The sequence below is a fragment of the Streptomyces sp. NPDC038135 genome (assembly GCF_055601245.1).
On the sequence record NZ_JBVJXS010000007.1, the window covers coordinates 439,021 to 458,127 of the forward strand.

The following is a 19,107-nucleotide window of genomic DNA, read 5'->3' on the forward strand; positions in this document are numbered from 1 at the left end:
CCGGTGGGCGGACAGGCCGTCCGGAGGCCGGGCCGCCCCCCTCGGGCCTCCGGCCCGGCCTCCGTGCGGTCTCCGTGCGGCCTTCGTGGAGCTCACGTGCGGCTCGCCTGCGGTTGCCCGTTAATCGAGTGGCCGTCGGACGCCCCGTGGATGTAAGTTGCGGATGCCTTGTGAGCCGCTTACATCTCCGTACCCGTGGGGGGTCCCGTCCATGTCCGTCGCGTCCGTCGCGTCCGTCGCCCGTCTCAGACGTGCCGCCCGGGAGACCGTCTCCGGACTGCCCCGCGAGTTCTGGTGGCTGTGGACGAGCACCCTGGTCAACCGGCTCGGCGCGTTCGTCGCCACGTTCATGGCGCTGTACCTCACGCTCGACCGGGGCTACTCGGCCTCGTACGCCGGTCTCGTCGCCTCGCTGCACGGGCTCGGCGGCGTCGTCTCCTCGCTCGGCGGCGGGGTGATGGCCGACCGGCTCGGGAGGCGGCCCACCCTGCTGATCGCCCAGACCGCCACCGCCGTGTCCGTCGCGGTGCTCGGGTTCATGCAGGACCCGGTCACCATCGCCGGCGTCGCCTTCCTCGTCGGCATGGCCTCCAACGCCTCGCGGCCCGCCGTGCAGGCGATGATGGCCGACATCGTCCGGCCGGAGGACCGGGTGCGGGCGTTCTCGCTGAACTACTGGGCGATCAACCTCGGCTTCGCCGTCTCCTCCATGGCCGCCGGGTTCATCGCCGAGTTCAGCTATCTGGCCGGGTTCCTCATCGAGGCGGGGATGACCCTCGCGTGCGCGGTGGTCGTCTTCCTCAAGCTGCCCGAGTCGCGGCCCGTGGCCACGGCCAAGCGGGCGGACGGTGACGTGGGCCTCGGCACGGTGCTGCGCGACGGGCGGTACATGGCCGTCGTCGGGCTGTCCTTCCTCGTCGCCCTCGTCTTCCAGCAGGGGTCCGTCGGACTGCCGGTGGCCATGGGCCGGGCCGGGTTCACGGCCGCCGACTACGGCTTCGCGGTCGCCGTCAACGGCGTCCTGATCGTCGCCCTGCAGATCCCGGTCACCCGTTTCATCGAGCACCGCGACCCGCGCACGCTCCTCGTCGCCTCCTCCCTGCTCGCCGGGTACGGCTTCGGGCTCACCGCCTTCGCCGGGTCGGTCGGCGTCTTCGCGCTCACCGTGTGCGTCTGGACGCTCGCCGAGATCGTCAACGCCCCGACCCAGACCGGGCTCGTGGTGCGGCTGTCGCCGGTGCACGGGCGCGGGCGCTATCAGGGGGTCTACACGCTGTCGTGGTCCCTGGCCGCGCTGGTGGCGCCGCTCATGTCCGGCGCGGTCATCGACCGGTTCGGCGCCGAGTGGCTGTGGGCCATGTGCGCCGGCGTGGGGACCGTGGCCGGCGTCGGGTACGGGGTGCTGATGCGGCGGACCCCGGCCGAGCGGCGGCCGGCGGAGACCGCCCCGGCCGATGCGGAGGCCGAGCTGAGCGCGGCCTGAGCACCGGCGAGACGGAGGTCGGGACGAAAAGGGGCGAGCCCCCCGCGCGCGGTGACTCCGCGTGCGGGGGGCTCGTCGCCGTCGGCGCCGGTGGGGCGGCGCGAGGGCGGTCAGAAGGAGGCGTAGACGCCGACCCGGTTGAACTGGGCGGCGGCGCCCTGGAGCTGACCGACGGCGCCCTGGACCGTGTCCGTGACGGTGTCGAGCTGGGCCAGCAGGTCCGAGCTGTTGAGCGCGGCGGGCCCGGCGACGATGCCGGCCTGCGGGTTGAGGCCGCCGGAGACGCCGTCCAGCTCGGCGTCGGAGATCTCGGCGGTCTGGACCTGGGGAGCGGAGGTCATGTCGAAACTGCCCTTCGTCGGAGGTTCCACAAGGGGAGGGCGGAGCCGCCGGGGACGGACGGCTCGGCCGCGCGGGCGTAAGGCATCCGTTTCCGGACGCCCTGGCTTGAACCCGGCGGCGCGATGGATCAAATCACGGAGCGTGTCCGGCATCCAGTCGACCGCCGTGCGGCACCGGGCAGTTGGGAGCGCCGGCTCCTCATCCGTGCACACCCGGTCATCGGTTGCGGGCAGCTTCTCCACAAGCGGTCCGGCGCGGCGGGGCCGTAGCCCTTGCCAGGCCCGGCCCGATCCGGACAACTGCGTACCAAGCGCGTTCGCGGGCGCGGGCTTGCGTGTGCGCTGTGCAGATTCGGTCACCGATGCATCCGGGCGCCCTTCAGCACCTTGTCCACGCCGTTGCGCGGGCCGTACACGGCGAGCCCGACGAGATCCAGGCCCGCCGTCCCCACCGCCCGCACCGCGGCGCGGTTGTCGCGGTCGTTGCCGGTGACGAACAGGTCGGAGGTGAACACCGACCGGGGCAGGGCGCGGGACAGGGCCCGGGCGTGGGCCGCCGTGAGGGTCTCCTTGGCGCCCTCGAAGACCAGCACCGGCTGGCGGAACATCGGCAGGTAGGACACGCCGTCGGCGTCCTCGTACGGCTCCCCGATCACCTCGGGGACCTGGCTGCCCAGACCGCTGACCAGGAACGCCGTCACGTTCAGTCGCTGCCAGGGCGCCAGGTCCTCGCGGAGCAGTACGGCGATCTTGGTGTCGAAGCGGACGGGGGCGGCGGCCGGGTCGGCCTGCGGTTCGGTGTTCATGGAGTGAGACTGCCGACCGGGGCGCGCCGCGGTCTTGTACGTTTTTTGCGTGGCCGCCGACCAGTCCGCCGTCTCCGCCTGGCGCCCGCGCGTCCCGGGTGTCGTGGAGGTCTTCCACGCCCACTTCACCGAGTACGCGTACCCGATGCACGTCCACGACGCCTGGACGCTGCTGATCGTCGACGACGGCGCCGTACGGTACGACCTCGACCGGCACGAGCACGGCACCCCGCACGACACCGTCTCGCTGCTGCCGCCGCACGTGCCGCACAACGGCTCCCCCGCCACCCCGCGCGGCTTCCGCAAGCGGGTGCTGTACTGGGCGGCAGCCACCTGGGCGACGAGCTGATCGGCCCGGCCGTGGACGGCCCCGACCTGCGGGACCCGGTACTGCGGCTGCGGGTCGGGCAGTTGCACTCCGTGCTGGGCCGGCCCGGCGACGAGCTGGAGGCGGAGAGCCGGCTGGCGCTGGTCGGGGAGCGGCTGCGGGAGCATCTGCGGCGCCGGGACGCCGGCGCCCGCCGGCCCGGCCGCGGCCCCGCTCTCGCCCGGTCGCTGCGCGAGCTGCTCGACGAGCACGTCACCGAGGGGCTGGTGCTCGCCGACGCGGCACGGCTGCTGCACGCCCATCCGGCCCACCTGGTGCGGGCGTTCAGCGGCGCCTACGGCATCCCCCCGCACCAGTACCTGACGTCCCGCCGGGTCGGCCGGGCCCGGCGGCTGCTGCTGGACGGGCTGCCGCCGGGCGAGGTGGCCGCGGCCACCGGGTTCTGCGACCAGGCCCATCTCACCCGGCACTTCAAGAGACTGGTGGGCGTGCCGCCCGGGCGCTACCGGCTCAGTGCCCGGTGAGGGAGCGCCGGGTCACCTGACGTCGACGTAGTCGCCGGCGGCCGTGGCGCCGCCGGTCGTGGACGTCTCGCCGTACGTCCAGCGCCAGTAGCCGTCCGCGGCAGCGGTGACCGTGGTCTTGAGGTAGCCCGCGGAGTCGGCCTGCACGATCTTGACGGTGGAGTAGGTGCTGGTGCCCGCCTTGCGGAACTGCAGCTTGGCCGACTTGCCGCCGAAGCCCGTGTAGGTGTGCTTCACCCAGTCGGCGCGGGTGAGCCGGCCGGTCACGGTGATCTTCCCGCCCTTGGCGACGGGCTCGGGCGAGGCGTTGACGGTGGCCTTGCCCGCGCGCTTGACCTGGACGGAGCTCAATCCGGTCAGGTACTCCTCGCCCTTGAAGTTCTCGTTCGAGTCCCACAGGCGCACCCAGACGGCCGTCTTCCAGGTGGTCGCGTCGTTGTTGGAGTCGAGCCGCGAGCGCGGGTCGATGTACAGCTCGCCCTCGCAGTCGGCGGCGCGCGGACCGGCCGGGCTGCAGCTGGTGAAGCCCGTGTAGATGCCGCCGGACTCGGCGCCCTTGGCGGCCGTGGTGTCGTGGTACAGGTACGGGAACGGGGTGACGTCGTCGGCGGTGACGCCGGACGGCAGGGACATGTGGAAGGTGAAGCCGGGCCGCACCTCGGCGGTGGTGCCCACGACGACGGGCTTGCCCTTGTTCACGACCAGGTTCGACACCGTGACGCCGGTGTCCGCCGCCGCCGCGGACGGCGCGGCGTACGCCCCGAGGGCGAGCGCTCCCGCGAGCGCGGCCGCGGAGCCCGATCTTCCTGCGCGCATGCACAACCTCTTGCTGGTGAGAGAGCGGTAAGGACCCGGTGAGAATCCGGGTCGCCGCAGGCTAACAGCACGCGGGGAAGGGCCGCTTGGGACCCCGGGGCCGGGTCCCGTCCGTCAGTCGGCCGGACGCTCTAGGAGGTGGCTGAAGGCGTCCAGGTTCCGGGTCGACTCGCCGCGCGACACCCGCCAGGCGTACTCCTTGCGGATCGCCGAGGCGAAGCCCATCTCCAGCAGGGTGTTGAAGGCGCCGTCGGCGGCCTCCAGGACCTGGCCGAGGAGGCGGTCGGTCTCCTCGGGCGTGACGGCGGCCAGCGGCAGCCGGGCGGTGACGTAGATGTCGCCGAGCCGGTCGACGGCGTAACTCACGCCGAACAGCTTGAGGTTGCGCTCCAGCAGCCAGCGGTGGACGCCCGCCTCGTTCTCGTCCGGGTGCCGGATGACGAAGGCGTTGAGGGAGAGGGTGTGGCGGCCGACGATGAGGCTGACCGTGGTGGAGAGCTTGCGGGTGCCGGGGAGCTTGACGACGTACGTCCCGGTCTCGGGGCTCTCCCATTCCAGCTCGGCGTCCTTCAGGACGTCCTCGACGACCTGCGTGGCCTTCTCGACATCACCCATGCTGGGAGCGTACGCGACGGCGGTGGGACTGGGTCGCGGCCGTGTAGACGTCGGCGGTCGCGGCCGCCGCTGTGTCCCAGCCGAAGCCCAGCGCGTGCCGGGCGGCGGCCGCGCCCATGCTGTCCGTCAGCGCGGGGTGATCGGCGAAGCGGGCCAGCACGCGCGCGTACTCGGCCGGGCGGTGGCCCTGCACGAGGAAGCCGGTGGCGCCGTCGCGCACGGCCACCGGCAGCCCGCCGACCGAGGCGGCCAGCACCGGGGTCCCGGCCGCCTGCGCCTCTATGGCGACCAGCCCGAAGGACTCGCTGTAGGACGGCATGACCAGGACGGAGGCCGCCCGGAGCCAGTCCGCGAGCTGCTCCTGCCCGACCGGCGGGCGGAACTGCACGACGTCGGCGATGCCGAGGCGCGCGGCGAGCTTCTGCAGGCCCTCGGGCCGGGCGAGACCGCTGCCGCTGGGCCCGCCGACGACCGGTACGACGATCCGGGAGCGCAGCTCGGGCCGCTCGTCCAGCAGGGCGGCGACCGCCCGCAGCAGCACGTCCGGCGCCTTCAGGGGCTGTATGCGGCCCGCGAAGAGGGGGATCAGGGCGTCCTGCGGGAGACCGAGGCGGGCACGGGCGGCGGCGCGGCCGTCGGCGGGGCGGAACCGGTCGAGGTTCACGCCGGGGTGGACGACGGCGACCTTGCCGGGGTCCGCCGCGTAGTGCCGGGCGAGTTCGCCGGCCTCCTCCTCGGTGTTGGCGATGAGGCGGTCGGCGGCGGCGACGATCTGGGTCTCGCCGATGACGCGGGCGGCGGGCTCGGGGGTGTCGCCGTCGGCCAGGTTGGCGTTCTTGACCTTGGCCATGGTGTGCATGGCGTGCACCAGCGGCACGCCCCAGCGCTGGGCGGCGAGCCAGCCGACATGGCCGGAGAGCCAGTAGTGGGAGTGGACGAGGTCGTAGTGGCCCGGGCGGTGGCCGGCCCACGCCTGCATCACGCCGTGCGTGAAGGCGCAGAGCTGGGCGGGCAGGTCCTCCTTGGCCAGGCCCTCGTAGGGACCGGCGTCGACGTGCCGGACGAGGACGCCCGGGGCGAGGTCGACGCGGGGCGGCAGGCCGCCCTCGGTGGCCCGGGTGAAGATCTCCACCTCGATGTTGATCGCGGCCAGCCGCTGGGCCAGTTCCACGATGTAGACGTTCATGCCGCCGGCGTCACCGGTTCCCGGCTGGTGCAGCGGCGAGGTGTGCACGGAGAGCATGGCGACGCGGCGCGGTCTGCGGTGCAGCCTGAGCCGCGGGGACGCCGCCGGGGAGCGACGCCCGAGCCTGCCGGCGTACTGGCTCACGTGGCGTTCCTCCTCGGTGCGGGCATGCCTGCCGGAGGACCTACCGCGCCCTCCTGGGAGTGCAACAGCCGACGGGTGCCCTGCCATTTCCCGATCACGCGCCTTTACCGAATCATGACCTGGTCTCGCTCAACCGTTCGACTGGAGCGTGCGTGGGCCGCGGCGGGAACCCGGACGGAGACCGAGCGGAGCCGGCCGCCGCGGGGCCCCGCTTACCCTCGTAGTCATGACCGCCCGCGCCACGCCCCTCCCCCACGCCCGGCGCCGCCCGAGCGGGGCGGGCGCCGTGGTGGGGAACGTGACGCGCGGCACCACCAACCCCAACCGGCTGCGCCGCATGGACCGCTGGATCGCCGCCACGCACGGCGCCGCCCTGCGCCGCGCGGCCGACCCGGTGGCGATCGATCTCGGGTACGGGGCCGCGCCCTGGACCGCCGTCGAACTGCTCGGCCGGCTGCGCACCGTCGCGCCCCGCGCCCGCGTGGTGGGCGTCGAGATCGAACCGGCGCGGGTCGCGGCCGCCCGGCCGTACGAGCGGGACGGACTCGCCTTCCGGCACGGCGGCTTCGAGATCCCCGTGCCCGGGCGCCCGGTGCTGGTGCGGGCCGCGAACGTGCTGCGGCAGTACGACGAGGACCAGGTCGCCGCCGTGTGGCAGCGGCTGTGCGCGCGGCTCGCGCCGGCGGACGCCGGCTCGCCCGGTGGGCTGCTGGTGGAGGGGACCTGCGACGAGATCGGCCGGCGGCACGTATGGGTGGCGCTGGGTCCGGAGGGCCCGCGGACGGTGACCTTCGCGACCCGGCTCGGCTCGCTCCAGCGGCCGTCCGACCTCGCCGAGCGGCTGCCGAAGGCGCTGATCCACCGGAACGTCCCCGGCGAGCCGGTGCACTCCTTCCTGCGCGACTTCGACCGCGCCTGGGCCGCCGCCGCCCCCTACGCCTCGTACGGCGCCCGCCAGCGCTGGATCCGCGCGGTGCGGGACCTCACCGCCGACTGGCCCGTGACGGACACCGCCGCGCGCTGGCGGCAGGGTGAAGTGACGGTCGCCTGGGACGCGTTGGCGCCGCGCGCCCACTGAAACCGCGCCAACCGGCGCGCATCCGCGCGAACCCGCGCCGACTCGCCGCCGGGAACGATCTCGGTGCGTCGTTCGTCACATCGTCGAGAAGATCGTCGTGACGGGCGCCGGCCAGGGGAAGCGGGGACGGGGCGATGGGTGACCGGGGCGTGCCCGAGGGCGCCGCGGCGGGCGGAAACCCGACTTCCCATGACCTCTGTCGTTTTGCGCGCCGCCATGGCACGATCCTCGGACGACCACAAGTTACTGACGGTTAACCAGCTTGGGGGACTGTATGGGGACGGGCAAGCGCGGCCTGCTCATGGCCGCCGTGACCGTGGTCTGCGCGGTGACCGTGCTGACGGCGCCCGGCACGGCGTTCGCCGCTCCGACTCCCACACCGAGCGGGAGCGCGACACCGGGCGCGTCCCCGAGCCCGGCTCCCCCGCCGAACAGGGACCTGGAGCAGGTCCGCGCGAGACTCGACCGGCTCTACCACGACGCGGCCGTGGCCACCGACGCCTACAACGCGGCCGAGGAGAAGACGAAGAAGCAGTCGGCCCGGATCGCCGCGCTCACCAAGAAGATCACCGAGGGCCAGGAGAAGCTGGAGCGGCTCAGGAACCAGGCCGGCGCGTCGGCCCGGGCCCAGTACCGCAACGGCGGACTGCCGCCCACGGCCCAGTTCCTGCTCAGCGACGACCCGCAGCGCTTCGTCGACGGCGCCGGGACGGTGCTGAACGGCCAGCGGGCCACCCACAAGCTGATCGGCGAAATGACCCGCACCCAGGCGGACTTGCGGGACTACGCCGACGACGCCGCCGCCCAGTGGAAGAAGCTCGAACTCAACCGCAAGGCCAAGGCCGCCGCCAAGAAGCGGATCAAGCGGCAGATCTCGGCGGCCGAGCAGCTCGAGAACCGGCTCGAGGAGAAGGAGAAGGAGCGGCTCGCCCAACTGGAGGCGCAGGCCGCCGCCAAGGCCCAGACGAAGTGGCTGGACAGCGGCGTCCTCGACGACATCGGCGCCAAGGCCTCCAAGCAGGGCCGCGCGGCGGTGGAGTTCGCCACCGCCCAGCTCGGCAAGCCGTACGTGTGGGGAGCCGAGGGCCCCGACTCCTTCGACTGCTCGGGCCTGACCTCCCAGGCCTGGGCCGACGCCGGCCGGCCCATCCCGCGCACCTCGCAGGAGCAGTGGAAGCGGCTCCCGCACGTCGCCGTCGAGGACATGCGCCCCGGCGACCTCATCATCTACTTCGGCGACGCCAGCCACGTCGCGATGTACGCCGGCGACGGCAAGATCATCCACGCCCCGCGGCCGGGGCGGACGGTGACGGTGGCGGGCGCGGGCACGATGCCGATCCTGGGCGTCGTACGTCCGGACGCGTGACCCAGGTCATGTGACGGCCCGCACGCCGGGCGACGCACACCCTCCGGCGGCCCCCCGCGGGCCCCGTCGCACCCCGTCCGTGTGACCCACCGCACGGCCAACCGCCTTACGGACGGGGCGATCAGTGAGCTTCGTCATCCCCGCCGCCCGGGCGGGCTGTCCAACTGCGGTACGAATCGCGGCATATGACAGGGGCCTGCGCGCGAGCGACGCGGCTCACACCATTCCGTCGAGGCGGGCAGTACCGCTAGGGTCACCCGTCGGTGGGTCGAGGTCCCTCGCCCCGCCTGCCCTCGGGGGGAGGGAAGGAAAACAGGACGATGCCCGTACCCGTACCGCGGCAGAGAGCGATCCCGGCCGTGGAGAGTGGTCAGGCGCAGGCCGTCGCTCAAGGCGGCCCCCTCAAGGAAGAGGCTCACCGCAACGCCACGGCCGGCGCCAACAGCGCCACTCTCACCCTGCTGCTGATCGAGGACGATCCGGCAGGCCTGCCGATCGTGCCCGACATGCTGGACTCCTCCGGCAAGCCGGTCCGTGTCCGCCGCGCCCGCAACCTCACCGAGGCCGAGCGGCTCCTCACCGACGACGTCCACTGCATCCTGCTGGACCTCGCCCTCCCGGCGCCCGGCCGGGCGCACGACGAGGACGCCGACGAGCTGGCCGTGCTCCGGCACGTGCTCCAGCTCGCGCCCCGGCACGCCGTGCTCGCGCTGACCGCCTCCGGCGACGCCGAGCGCGGCGCCGAGGCCGTGCGCGTCGGCGCCCAGGACTACCTGTTCCGGGACGAGCTGGACGGCCGGCTGCTCAGCCGTGCCATCCGCTACGCGGTGGAGCGCAAGCGTTCCGACACCGCCGAGCGGCGGCTCGCCGAGGGCAAGCTGCGCGCCCAGGAGAACCGCCGGCTGGAGCGGGGCCTGCTGCCCACGCCCCTGCTGGAGGGCTCCTCGCTGCGCTTCGCCGCCCGCTACCGGCCGGGGCGCTCCCGGGCCCTGCTCGGCGGCGACTTCTACGACGCCGTACGCACCCCCGACGGCACCGTGCACGCCATGATCGGCGACGTCTGCGGCCACGGCCCGGACGAGGCCGCGCTCGGCGTGGAGCTGCGCATCGCCTGGCGCGCGCTGACGCTCGCCGGGCTGTGCGGGGACGAGCTGCTGGGCACCCTCCAGGAGGTGCTGGAGCACGAGCGCGCGGACGAGGAGATCTTCGCGACGCTGTGCACGGTGGACATCGCGCCCGACGGCCGCCGGGCGGGCCTGTGCCTGGCCGGTCACCCGTCGCCGCTGATCGCCCGCCCCGGCCGGGCCCCGAAGCTGCTGCCGTACGAGAACAACGGCCCCGCCCTCGGCCTGCTGCCCGGCGCCCGCTGGCCCCGGATGCAGGTGGAGCTGGGCGCCGAGTGGAGCCTGATGCTCTACACCGACGGCCTGATCGAGGGCCGCGTCGGCACGGACGGCGAGCGGCTCGGCCAGGACGGCATGGTGGACATGATCCGCCGCCAGCTGGCCGAGGGGCTGCGCGGCGAGGACCTGCTGCGGGCCGCCGTGAGCGAGGTCCGCGACCTCAACGGCGGCGAGCTGACCGACGACGTGGCGGTGGTCCTGCTGGACCGCACGGCCTGACCGCGCGGCGGCCCGCCGTCAGCGGCCGCCGTTGTACGGGCCGTAGGGGCCGTCGCTGCTGCTTCCGCCGCGGCGGCGGCCCCAGCCGCTGCCGCCGGAGACCTGCTTGAGCGCGGGACGCACGTCGACGATGTAGACGATGCTCGCGATCACGCCGGCGATCGGCAGGATCGACAGGAGCGAGAACAGGTAGCTGACCACGAGCGCGATGCCGAGGATGATCAGCCAGAAGACCTTGTTCTGCTTGTCGGCCGCGCGGAAGGCGTCCTCGCGCCGGAAGGCGGCGTCGAACAGCCCGAACGCGGCGATGGCCATCATGACGATCTTCAAGATCCCCATGAACCCCGCGAAGCCCAACATCAGCATGCTGTCCACCGCCCGTTTCTCCTGATCCGTACGCGGTCACCGTACCCGTAGAACGGGCCGGGCACCCCAAGGGTGCCCGGCCCGTTCAGGTCCTGCCGGCCGTTCTGCCGGACCTGCTCACTTGGCCGGCGGCGTCGTCTTCTTCGCGGTGGTGGTGGTGGGGGTGACCTTGCGCGGCGCCGGGGCCTTCTTCGATGCGGAGTCCTTGGCCGCGGGCTCCTTGACGGCGGACTCCTTGACCACGGGCTTCTTCACGGCGGCGGGCTCGGTCCTGACCACGGCCGGCTTCGGTTGCGTCCGGACCTCGCCCGGCTCGGGCTTGCCCTCGACGGCGATGGCCAGGTCCTCGATCTCCTCGGCGGCCTCGCCGCGCCAGTTGCGCACGGTCTGCTCACCGTGCTCGGCGACCTTCTCGTAGGCCTCGCGCGCCTTGACGGCGTACTCGGCGGCGACGCCGACCCCGCGCAGGGCGAGGTCCTGGGCGTTCTCGCCCAGCTTCTTCAGGTCGACGTCCAGGGTGCCGATGAACTCGTTGACCTTGGCCTGCAGGGTCGTCTGGGCCTCCTTGGCCCGGCTGGCGGCCCGCTCCTGCACGGCCTTCGGGTCGGTGTTGCGCACCGCGTCGATGCGGGCCGGCGCCTCGGCGCGCAGCTGCTCGACCAGGGCGGGCACCTTCTTGGCCTGCTGGAGCGCGAGGTCGGCGGTGCCGGCGGCGAAGTAGAGGGGCTTCGGGTCGCTGAGGGTCTTGCGCAGGTCGTCGGTGATGGCCATGGTGATGGTCCTCCCGGATTCGCGTTCGGCTGAGGTTGGTGTGTCCGCGGTCTGGGCGGCCGGGCCCTGGTCCGGCTATCCGGCCGTCCGCCGCGGACCGGCATCACTGCCGCCGGCCGTGCGGATGCCGCGTTCGGCGGTGTCGCCCGGGACTTCGGCGCCTTCGGTCCGCTCCGCCGCGTGCCCCTCCCGCGCCGCCGGCTCGCCGACCCCGAATCCGTTCTCCTTGCGGAAGGACTCGTAGATCTGGAGCAGCACCTGCTTCTGCCGCTCGTTGAGCGAGGGATCGGCGAGGATGACGGCGCGCGTCTCGACCTCGTCCCGGTCCCGTTCGGCGTCGAGGATGCCGGCGCGGACGTACAGCGTCTCGGCGGAGATGCGCAGCGCCTTGGCGACCTGCTGCAGCACCTCCGCGCTGGGCTTGCGCAGCCCGCGCTCGATCTGGCTCAGGTACGGATTGGACACCCCGGCGGCATCGGCGAGCTGCCGCAGCGAGAGCTGGGCGTTTCGCCGCTGCTCGCGCAGGTACTCACCGAGATTGCCGACGTTGAGCGATGCCATGACTCCACCATGCCGCACTTCCGCTAACAATTGCAAGCATCTGCTTGCAAGAGTGCGCCACGCCACGCGCGGAGTTCACCCGCTCGTCCCAGTGCCGGCCCCCTCCGGGGCCCGAGCCGCACGGAAACTCGCTGGCGTCCCGGCGGCTCCGGACGTGAGACTGCCGCGGTGACGCTGCACGAGGACGAGATCCCGGTCGACGAGACGCTCATCCGGTCGCTGCTGCGGGCCCAGTGCCCGCAGTGGGCCGGCCTGCCGTTGTCGCCCGCGGGCTCCGGCTCGGACAACACCATGCACCGGCTGGGCGACGACCTGCTGGTACGGCTGCCGCGGACCGCCGACGGGCGGTCCGTGCGCAAGGAACAGCAGTGGCTCCCCCGCCTGGCGCCGCTGCTGTCCCGCCCGATTCCCGAGCCCGTGCACGCCGGGACGCCCACCGGCGCCTTCCCCGCCGTCTGGTCCGTGCACCGCTGGATCGACGGCGACGAGGCCGGCCCGCACACCGTCCGGGACTGGGCGGCCTACGGCGCCGACCTGGCGGCGGTGGTGCGGGAGCTGCACGCCGTCGACCTCATGGGGGCGACGCGGGCCGGGGACCTGAGCTGGTACCGCGGCGGCCTCCTCGGGCCCTGCGACGAGTGGGTCGGCGCGGCCTTCGAGGACTGCCGGGCCACCGTGGGCCAGGAGATGGACGTCGACCTCCTGGAGCGGCTGTGGCGGGCGGCGCTCGCCCTGCCCGACCCCTGCGGACCCCATGTGTGGCTGCACGGCGACCTCAAGCCGACCAACGTGCTGGTCCGGGACGGCGCGCTGCACGCCGTCATCGACTTCGGAGCGCTCTCCGTCGGCTTCCCCGACGCCGAGCACGCCCCCGTGTGGGACCTGCCGCCCCAGGCGCGCCAGGCCTACCGGGACGCCCTGGACCTCGACGACGCGACCTGGGCGCGCGCCCGCGCCTGGGCGATCGCGGTCGGGGTCAGCGGGGTCTCCTACTACTGGCACACCTGGCCCGCCTTCGTCGCCGAGTGCCGGGCCCGGCTCCGGGCGATCGTCACCGACGCCGCGGCCGGCTGAGCACCGGGGCCGGCAGCCGCAGCCAGTCCGCCACGGCGCCGAAGTCCGCCCCGGTCAGGCCGTACCGGTGGTCGACCCGGTGCAGGAGGGCGGGCGCGCGGTGGTGGACGGCGACCCAGGAACGGTCGGCCTCGGTCAGCTCGTCGTCGATCCAGACGAAGGGGCGGCCCGCCGCCCAGGCGACCAGCGGGCGGGTCTTCCAGTGCAGCAGGCCGGGCGGCTCGTCCTCGTCCGGCCACCGCACGACGGGCAGCGCGGGCAGCCCGAGCCACGGCGCCAGGCACGCGTTGGCGTCGTCCATCCAGGTCGTCGCCCACACCAGTTCGCAGCCGAGCCCGCGGAGTCGCGCGCCGAGCGCCGGGTCGACCCGGTTCAGCAGGGGGTGGCCGCCCGCGTCCGGCGGCCCGGCGAGGCCGCGGTCGAACACCGGATAGGCCCCGTCCGACGCCCCGAACGGGATGAGCGGCCCGTCCACGTCGAGGAAGAGCAGCATCACCGTCCAGGATGCCCTTCGCCGGGCGCCGGCTGAAGAGCGTCACCGGAACGGCAGCGGCCGGGAGTGGACGACGTCCAGGCGGGGGACGGCCATGGGGGGAGCCTGGGCGCAGGGCCCGTCCCGGCTCACGCCAGAGCGCGGGCCAGGTACGGGTTCGCGGTCGGGCGGCGGGTGGGCAGGCCGAGGGAGGCGGTCGCGGCGGCCAGCGTCATGGCGTACGAGTCGACGGCCCGGCGGACGTTGGGGGCGTCCAGGCTCGCGCCGGTCACCAGGCGGTCCAGGTCCACGTAGGCCGAGCGCACGATCTCGATCCAGCGGTAGACCCGCCAGTCCTGCGGCCAGTCGACGGTGTGCCCGGGGGCCAGCAGCTTCTGCCAGCGCTGGAACATGCGGTCCCGGATCTCCGGGCGGGTCGGGGTGAGGTGCATGTGCCTGACCAGGTCGTAGAGCGGGTCGCCGACCACCGCCATCTCCCAGTCGATGATCGTCAGCGCCAGCCCGTCCGCACGGCGCACCAGGTTCCACGGATTGAGGTCGCCGTGCAGCAGGGCCGGCTCACGGCGGCTCACGGTGTGCCGGGCCAGGATCTGCCGGAGCCGGCCGGCGTCGGGCAGTCCGAAGAGCCGCGCCAGTTGCTGGGACTCCTTCGGCAGTTCCTCCACGAGCAGGACGAGCCGGTCGCTCAGCATGCCGTAGAAGTCCCCCTCGCCGCCCGCCGGGTCGAGCTCCTTGTAGCCCACCCGTGTCAGGGCGTGGAGCTGGTCCACCAGCCGGTCCGCCTCGTGCGGCAGCAGGCCGTGCACGGGGTGGTTGGGCGGATGCTCGCCGTCCCGCGGTCCCTCGTAGGTGTGGATGGCGAACTGCTCCCCCTGGTAGCTGGTCCCCAGGGCCAGGAGCTTGGGGGCCGCCACGCCCACGCCGGCGAGTTCGATGGCCCTCAGCACGGCGTGCTCGCTCAGGAAACCGCGCTCCCGGCGGCAGACGTTGGCCACCTTGCGCCGGACCACGACGGGGAAGTCGACCTCGGGGACCCGCACCACCGAGTTGAGGTGCCCGGTGCCCTTGAAGACCCGGCTGGCGGGTGTGGCGCCCTCCGCGAAGAGGGCCTGGCGCACCGCCGAGTGCGGGAAGTCCGGGTGCTCCGGGACGCGCTGGTCCTGGTGCCAGTCCCTGATCTTCGCCGACAGTCCGAGGCCGCCGTTGCGCGCGGCGCGCCAGCGGAAGAGGATCCGCTCGATCTCGCGCGCGTCCGGCAGATTGCCGAGGCGGAGCGGGCCGGCCGCCGCCTCCAGGGCGCGCCGCACCGCCGCGGTCGCGTCGTCCAGGCTCTTCTGGTCGGGTGACGCGTGCAGGGAGTCGGCCGCCCGCATCACGTCCGGGTAGACCGACTGGGCCCGCTCGAAGGCGATGTAGTGCCGCAGGTCCTTGGCGAGCCCGTTGACGGCCGCGGGACGGATCAGCCGCATGGCGTCCGCCCAGGCGTCGATCACCTCGTTCCACTGGTGCGCGGGGTACTGCATGCGGACCAGGTGGGTCGCCAGGTCGTGCAGGGGGTCGCCGTAGGTCGCGAGCTCGAAGTCGACGCAGATCAGGGGCGGGTCACCACCGTAGGACATGATCAGGTTGTCGCGGTGAAGATCGGCGTGGAGCAGGCTGTAGGGGCGCCGGGCCATGGCCGGGACCCGCTCGGCGAACCGCGTCAGGGCGTCCTCCGGGATGCCGAGCGCGGCGAACAGTCCGCCGAAGCCCGGCCAGTTCGCCCGTCTGATCTGACGGTCCGCCATATGGGCCAGCGTCTGCAGGAAGCCCTGGCTGTCCTTGTCGTTGCGCGGCCAGACGGCCGGCAGGGGCGGCAGCGCCTCCCTGCGCACCTGCGCCATCTGCCCGAGCAGACCGGCCAGGGCCTTGACGAGCAGGGCGTCGACCGGCTTGCCGTTCTCGCACACGCTGGACAGCGGCACGCCCTCGACATAGCTGTGGATCGCGTAGCCGTCACCCTTGGCCAGGCACTGCGGGACGTGCGGCAGGATGCCCTTGATGGCGTCCAGGATCGCCGACTCGTCCTGCCAGGTCCTGATCACGACCGGCAGCGCGTCGCCCCGGCGGACCCGCACCGTCACGGAGGTGCCGGTGTCCCGCCCCAGCAGGTGCCGCACGTCCTCGGTGACCGGCAGCACGTAGTTCCGGTTGTGGTGCCCGCTGCTCGCCACGCCCCGTTCGGCGGCTCTGCGGACGAATGCGCTGACGGCGCCGGGCCAGGCGCCTTCCCCGGGGTACCGACGGGGAAGAGAGGGTGCGCCCACTGGCCGCTCCGGGTGATTCGCGCGAGAGAGACGGAAGGTATGCCAAACATTAGGTGCAGGTGATTCCAGGCACGACCGGAATGGGCCTCGAATGGTCACAACGGGTGGTCTGCCGGGTTTCGAGGCCGGTCGCCGGGCGTGCTGGTTCGCCGTCTCCATGCACGGGGAGCAGACCGACCGGTGCAGCGGTGCGGGAATGCTAGCGCACGGGCGCCGCCCTCCGGGGCGCCCCGCGCTATTCGGCGAGGCGGTCCCAGACCGAGTCGAACCACGCCTGCATGCTGCCGACGAACACCGATCCGGGCGAGCTCGGGTCGCCGTCCTTCACATGGTGGGTCAGGGTGGCGCCCAGGCCGAGCACGTCGAGGGCGGTGATCACCTCTCCGTCGTCGAGCATGATCGGACGTTCGATCACCTCGTACATGCCGTGCAGCGCCTCGACGCCGTTGAGCAGGTAGAGCTTGCACACGGGGGTGAGCTGGGCGTACCGGACAAGGAACTCCACGGACGGGACCAGCCCCTCCGTCATCAGTTCGCCCAGCATGGTCCGCAGGGACTGCGTGTGGCGCCGGCCGATGGCCCGCAGGCGCTTCTGGGGGCGGTCGTCCGCCCGGTCGTCCCTGTTCCGCGGATAGGGCAGGACCAGCGACTCGGAGGGCAGCAGTACGCGCAGGGCGATGCGCTGCGGACGGATGATGCCGGCGCGGATGCGCTCCACCTGCAGGCGGATGTGCGCGTCCAGCGTCTCGGACGTCAACGTGTAGACGTCCAGGTTCACTTCGGCGCGTTCGAACGCCTCGCTGATGAGCGGGCCCAGGGTCGCTCCTCGGCTCGACCGGGTGGCCTTGGGCGTCGCGGACTGTATGAGCTGGGTCTTGACCACCCGCCAGCCGCTGCCCTGGCGGGACTCGATCCAGCCCTCGTCGGCCAGTTCGCGCAGGGCCCGCTGGACCGTGTCCCGGGAGACCTCGAGCTCCTCGGCGAGGTCGCGCTCCGAGGGCAGGAAGGAACGCAGCCGGTACGTCCCGTCGGTCATCCTGGAGCGCAGCTCACCGGCGACACGCTGGAACTTCCTGCCCTGGCCGCCCTCACTGGTCTGCTGGTCGTCCACAACAGGACCGTACCGCTTTCCGTCCACCGGCAAACCGGGCGCACGGCCAACTCGTCAGCTATTTCCGCCTGTTGGTTAAGCGATCAGCCGGACCGGGCAGACCAGAACCAGTCCAGCAGGCCAATTGGACCGAGTCTTGGACGGTTGCCGGAAGTGGACGGAAGGTGGGGGGCCATGCTCCTGCTTCAGATCGTCAGAGCGGTTTTCGAACTCCTTCTCGGTGCAGAGGCGCAGGCCAGGCTCGGCGTCGCCGGCGTGCTGCTCCTGACCACCGTGGCGGTGGGCGTACGGGCGCGGCGGGCCGGCCTCGCCGTCGGGGCCGCCGTGCTCTTCACGCTGCTGATGGCTCAGGCCTGAGCCAGCACCTCTCTCAGCACCGACTGCAGCGAACGCACGGTGCGGGTGGCTCCGGCCTCCCGCAGCAGCTTCTCCTTGCGCTCGTTGCGCGCGTAGCCGAGGAAGGGGACGCCCGCGCTGTTCGCCGCGAGCAGGTCCGAGGGCGTGTCGCCGATCATCAGGGCGGTCCCGGGGGCCGCGCCCATCGCGCTCAGGGCACGGTTCAGGCAGTGCGGGTCCGGTTTGAGGTGATGGAGGTCCTGGCTGCGACCGTAGATGTGCGGCGTGAAGCAGTCCACGAGACCCCGGCCCGCCAGGTACTCGCGCACCACCCGCGGCGAGTTGTTGGTGGTGATGGCGAGCCGGGAGCCGACCGCCGTCCAGGTGCGGATCAGCGGATCGGCGTACGCCGTGGGCATCGCCGATCCGGTGGCCCGCAGCTCCTCCTGGGTGAGGCGTTCCTCGAGCTCACCGACCAGGTCGCTGCCGGGGTGCCTGCGGTCCACGGCGCGCAGCACGACGTGCGGGTCCAGGGACTCCCGTTCCTCTTGGGTGAGCAGGCCGTGCAGGCCCCGGCTCTCCAGCCAGCGGGCCAGGTCGACGGCCACCCGCTCCGCCGAGTGCCCGGCGAAGAGCCGGCAGATCGGCCCGTCGAAGTCCCACAGCACGACACGTGCGCGTCTGATCAGATTCCGCAGTTCCTCGGTCTCGTCCTCGGTCTCGTCCTCGGTCTCTTCCGTCACCGGTTCGGTCCGCGTCGCATCAGAAGTCACTAGGAGAGTGTCAGGTCCGTCGTGATGGTTTCCCAGAGGGCGTCGAACCACTTCTGCGATTGCTCCACGAATGCGGCGTCCCGCTGGCCGGCCCGCCTCTCGAAGGAGAAGAGCAGGGACTCGGAGCCGAGCGTGTCGTACATCTCCAGTGTTCCGGAGTCGGTGGGCTCCTCGCGGCGGGTGACCATGTAGTGCGCGAAGAGCGCTTCCACGCCGTTGAGCAGGTACAGCTTGACCGGCGGGGTGAAGGGCAGGGCCCGGAAGGTGACGTGGACGTCGATGTCGTGCGTGGAGCGCAGGGCCCGCAGGTTGTACTGCAGGACCTGGCCCTGGGCGTTGCGCATCTCCAGCCAGCGCCGGTGCACGGGGTCGTCGTCGCCCCGCGCCTCGACCGAGACCGGGAAGGCGAGGTTGATGTCCCGGGACGGCAGCAGGACCCGCACGTCGATCCGGCCGGGGCGGATACGGCCCTCGTGGATCAGCCTCAGCGGTTCGCCGAGGGCCGGGATCAGGCTCTGCGCGGTCAGGCACACGGCGTCGATGCGCACGTGCGGGGCCGCGAAGGCCTCGGTCAGCCGGGGGGCGAGGCCCACCATCGTCGGCTGGGGCTCGTCATGGGCGGGGGCGGGCTCGGCGACGCGCGGTGGACTGCCCTTGCTGACGCCGCTCAGCAGACCGTCGTCCGCCAACGCCCGCAGGGCCTGCCGTACGGCCCCGCGCTCCACGCCGAACTCGACGGCGAGCTCGGCCTGGGTGGGCAGGCGCTCCCCGGCCTTCAGCTCGCCGGTGCGGATGCGTTCCCGCAGGACGTCGGCGATCTGCCGGGACGTGAGCCTGCCGCTGCCGTTCACTGCCACGTTCTCCTGAGCCACAACCAAACGCTACAACCCTGATCCATCTGACGGGAGTTGTCGCCAAGTTGTTTATGAGTATGGACCAAGTGGGGACAACTTAAACAGAGTTGGCTGCCAACTCGGGCGAGTTGGCAGACTGAAAGGGGGAACGTC

Annotated in this window: 19 protein-coding genes and 1 pseudogene; 7 read left to right on the forward strand and 13 right to left on the reverse strand. The window is 72.8% G+C overall.

What is annotated here, in order from left to right; translation table 11 throughout:
* The first annotated feature begins 211 nt into the window (after nt 1-211).
* Nucleotides 212-1,483, forward strand: a complete 1,272-nt coding sequence (locus ACZ7JA_RS22385; RefSeq protein WP_351666064.1) for an MDR family MFS transporter — start codon at nt 212-214, stop codon at nt 1,481-1,483.
* A 110-nt stretch (nt 1,484-1,593) separates the two neighbouring features.
* Here the strand turns inward: ACZ7JA_RS22385 and ACZ7JA_RS22390 are convergent, their stop codons facing one another.
* Entirely contained in the window at nt 1,594-1,824 is a 231-nt protein-coding gene (locus tag ACZ7JA_RS22390; protein ID WP_351666065.1) for a hypothetical protein, read from the reverse strand.
* A 356-nt stretch (nt 1,825-2,180) separates the two neighbouring features.
* Nucleotides 2,181-2,630 (reverse strand): DUF2000 family protein, encoded by a 450-nt coding sequence (locus ACZ7JA_RS22395; protein ID WP_470809956.1) that lies wholly within the window; start codon nt 2,628-2,630, stop codon nt 2,181-2,183.
* Between the two features lie 49 nt (nt 2,631-2,679).
* Between ACZ7JA_RS22395 and ACZ7JA_RS22400 the strand changes: the two are divergent.
* Nucleotides 2,680-3,482, forward strand: a pseudogene (locus ACZ7JA_RS22400) (helix-turn-helix transcriptional regulator).
* A 12-nt stretch (nt 3,483-3,494) separates the two neighbouring features.
* Here ACZ7JA_RS22400 and ACZ7JA_RS22405 read toward each other — a convergent pair.
* From ACZ7JA_RS22405 to mshA, 3 genes are all read right to left on the reverse strand, one after another.
* Nucleotides 3,495-4,298, reverse strand: a complete 804-nt coding sequence (locus ACZ7JA_RS22405; protein ID WP_470809958.1) for a hypothetical protein — start codon at nt 4,296-4,298, stop codon at nt 3,495-3,497.
* A gap of 114 nt (nt 4,299-4,412) precedes the next feature.
* Nucleotides 4,413-4,913 (reverse strand): type III secretion system chaperone family protein, encoded by a 501-nt coding sequence (locus ACZ7JA_RS22410; RefSeq protein ID WP_470809959.1) that lies wholly within the window; start codon nt 4,911-4,913, stop codon nt 4,413-4,415.
* Nucleotides 4,906-6,243 carry a D-inositol-3-phosphate glycosyltransferase gene (mshA, locus tag ACZ7JA_RS22415; protein ID WP_470809960.1) on the reverse strand — a complete coding sequence of 446 codons (1,338 nt, stop codon included), beginning with the start codon at nt 6,241-6,243 and terminating at the stop codon, nt 4,906-4,908. Before mshA ends, ACZ7JA_RS22410 begins: the two co-directional genes overlap by 8 nt.
* Nucleotides 6,244-6,469: 226 nt before the next feature.
* Here mshA and ACZ7JA_RS22420 point away from each other — a divergent pair, with 226 nt between their 5' ends.
* The 3 genes from ACZ7JA_RS22420 (at nt 6,470) to ACZ7JA_RS22430 (ending at nt 10,309) form a co-directional block, all read left to right on the forward strand.
* On the forward strand, nt 6,470-7,321 hold the full coding sequence (locus tag ACZ7JA_RS22420; protein WP_389302947.1) for a class I SAM-dependent methyltransferase: 852 nt from the start codon (nt 6,470-6,472) through the stop codon (nt 7,319-7,321).
* Between the two features lie 274 nt (nt 7,322-7,595).
* Complete coding sequence (locus ACZ7JA_RS22425) at nt 7,596-8,687, forward strand: C40 family peptidase (protein WP_351666071.1); 1,092 nt, start codon at nt 7,596-7,598, stop codon at nt 8,685-8,687.
* 320 nt (nt 8,688-9,007) lie between these two features.
* Complete coding sequence (locus ACZ7JA_RS22430) at nt 9,008-10,309, forward strand: PP2C family protein-serine/threonine phosphatase (RefSeq protein WP_389302942.1); 1,302 nt, start codon at nt 9,008-9,010, stop codon at nt 10,307-10,309.
* An 18-nt stretch (nt 10,310-10,327) separates the two neighbouring features.
* Here ACZ7JA_RS22430 and ACZ7JA_RS22435 read toward each other — a convergent pair whose 3' ends face one another.
* From ACZ7JA_RS22435 to ACZ7JA_RS22445, 3 genes are all read right to left on the reverse strand, one after another.
* The gene (locus tag ACZ7JA_RS22435; protein ID WP_351666211.1) at nt 10,328-10,675 is read right to left on the reverse strand and encodes a DUF2516 family protein; all 348 of its coding nucleotides are present in this window, start codon (nt 10,673-10,675) and stop codon (nt 10,328-10,330) included.
* Nucleotides 10,676-10,792: 117 nt separating this feature from the next.
* A complete protein-coding gene (locus tag ACZ7JA_RS22440) occupies nt 10,793-11,446 on the reverse strand; it encodes a hypothetical protein (protein ID WP_470809961.1) in 654 nt (217 codons plus the stop codon).
* A gap of 75 nt (nt 11,447-11,521) precedes the next feature.
* Nucleotides 11,522-12,007, reverse strand: coding sequence for a helix-turn-helix domain-containing protein (locus tag ACZ7JA_RS22445; protein WP_389302937.1), 486 nt, complete (start codon nt 12,005-12,007; stop codon nt 11,522-11,524).
* Nucleotides 12,008-12,175: 168 nt separating this feature from the next.
* On the opposite strand from ACZ7JA_RS22445, the gene ACZ7JA_RS22450 reads away from it, so the two are divergent.
* A complete protein-coding gene (locus ACZ7JA_RS22450; protein WP_470809965.1) occupies nt 12,176-13,081 on the forward strand; it encodes an aminoglycoside phosphotransferase family protein in 906 nt (301 codons plus the stop codon).
* Here the strand turns inward: ACZ7JA_RS22450 and ACZ7JA_RS22455 are convergent.
* The 3 genes from ACZ7JA_RS22455 to ACZ7JA_RS22465 form a co-directional block, all read right to left on the reverse strand.
* A complete protein-coding gene (locus tag ACZ7JA_RS22455; RefSeq protein ID WP_389302931.1) occupies nt 13,059-13,574 on the reverse strand; it encodes an HAD domain-containing protein in 516 nt (171 codons plus the stop codon). The two genes, ACZ7JA_RS22450 and ACZ7JA_RS22455, sit on opposite strands and share 23 nt — an antisense overlap.
* 128 nt (nt 13,575-13,702) lie before the next feature.
* Nucleotides 13,703-15,880, reverse strand: a complete 2,178-nt coding sequence (locus ACZ7JA_RS22460; protein ID WP_470809968.1) for a phosphotransferase — start codon at nt 15,878-15,880, stop codon at nt 13,703-13,705.
* Between the two features lie 235 nt (nt 15,881-16,115).
* Nucleotides 16,116-16,991 carry a winged helix-turn-helix domain-containing protein gene (locus ACZ7JA_RS22465; RefSeq protein WP_470809970.1) on the reverse strand — a complete coding sequence of 292 codons (876 nt, stop codon included), beginning with the start codon at nt 16,989-16,991 and terminating at the stop codon, nt 16,116-16,118.
* Between the two features lie 174 nt (nt 16,992-17,165).
* Between ACZ7JA_RS22465 and ACZ7JA_RS22470 the strand changes: the two genes are divergently transcribed.
* The gene (locus tag ACZ7JA_RS22470; protein WP_470809973.1) at nt 17,166-17,348 is read left to right on the forward strand and encodes a hypothetical protein; all 183 of its coding nucleotides are present in this window, start codon (nt 17,166-17,168) and stop codon (nt 17,346-17,348) included.
* Here ACZ7JA_RS22470 and ACZ7JA_RS22475 read toward each other — a convergent pair.
* Entirely contained in the window at nt 17,339-18,151 is an 813-nt protein-coding gene (locus ACZ7JA_RS22475) for an HAD family hydrolase (protein WP_470809975.1), read from the reverse strand. The two genes, ACZ7JA_RS22470 and ACZ7JA_RS22475, sit on opposite strands and share 10 nt — an antisense overlap.
* Entirely contained in the window at nt 18,100-18,978 is an 879-nt protein-coding gene (locus tag ACZ7JA_RS22480; protein ID WP_351666090.1) for a winged helix-turn-helix domain-containing protein, read from the reverse strand. Before ACZ7JA_RS22480 ends, ACZ7JA_RS22475 begins: the two co-directional genes overlap by 52 nt.
* Between the last annotated feature and the right edge of the window lie 129 nt (nt 18,979-19,107).

What these genes read in the sequence shown, in the direction of transcription:
- ACZ7JA_RS22405 (WP_470809958.1), bottom strand. Translation starts at nt 4,298, where the DNA reads ATGCGCGCAGGAAGATCGGGCTCCGCGGCCGCGCTCGCGGGAGCGCTC.
- ACZ7JA_RS22470 (WP_470809973.1), top strand. Translation starts at nt 17,166, where the DNA reads ATGCTCCTGCTTCAGATCGTCAGAGCGGTTTTCGAACTCCTTCTCGGT.
- ACZ7JA_RS22385 (WP_351666064.1), top strand. Translation starts at nt 212, where the DNA reads ATGTCCGTCGCGTCCGTCGCGTCCGTCGCCCGTCTCAGACGTGCCGCC.
- ACZ7JA_RS22410 (WP_470809959.1), bottom strand. Translation starts at nt 4,913, where the DNA reads ATGGGTGATGTCGAGAAGGCCACGCAGGTCGTCGAGGACGTCCTGAAG.
- ACZ7JA_RS22455 (WP_389302931.1), bottom strand. Translation starts at nt 13,574, where the DNA reads ATGCTGCTCTTCCTCGACGTGGACGGGCCGCTCATCCCGTTCGGGGCG.
- ACZ7JA_RS22420 (WP_389302947.1), top strand. Translation starts at nt 6,470, where the DNA reads ATGACCGCCCGCGCCACGCCCCTCCCCCACGCCCGGCGCCGCCCGAGC.
- ACZ7JA_RS22430 (WP_389302942.1), top strand. Translation starts at nt 9,008, where the DNA reads ATGCCCGTACCCGTACCGCGGCAGAGAGCGATCCCGGCCGTGGAGAGT.
- ACZ7JA_RS22395 (WP_470809956.1), bottom strand. Translation starts at nt 2,630, where the DNA reads ATGAACACCGAACCGCAGGCCGACCCGGCCGCCGCCCCCGTCCGCTTC.
- ACZ7JA_RS22425 (WP_351666071.1), top strand. Translation starts at nt 7,596, where the DNA reads ATGGGGACGGGCAAGCGCGGCCTGCTCATGGCCGCCGTGACCGTGGTC.
- ACZ7JA_RS22390 (WP_351666065.1), bottom strand. Translation starts at nt 1,824, where the DNA reads ATGACCTCCGCTCCCCAGGTCCAGACCGCCGAGATCTCCGACGCCGAG.
- ACZ7JA_RS22435 (WP_351666211.1), bottom strand. Translation starts at nt 10,675, where the DNA reads ATGCTGATGTTGGGCTTCGCGGGGTTCATGGGGATCTTGAAGATCGTC.
- ACZ7JA_RS22445 (WP_389302937.1), bottom strand. Translation starts at nt 12,007, where the DNA reads ATGGCATCGCTCAACGTCGGCAATCTCGGTGAGTACCTGCGCGAGCAG.
- ACZ7JA_RS22440 (WP_470809961.1), bottom strand. Translation starts at nt 11,446, where the DNA reads ATGGCCATCACCGACGACCTGCGCAAGACCCTCAGCGACCCGAAGCCC.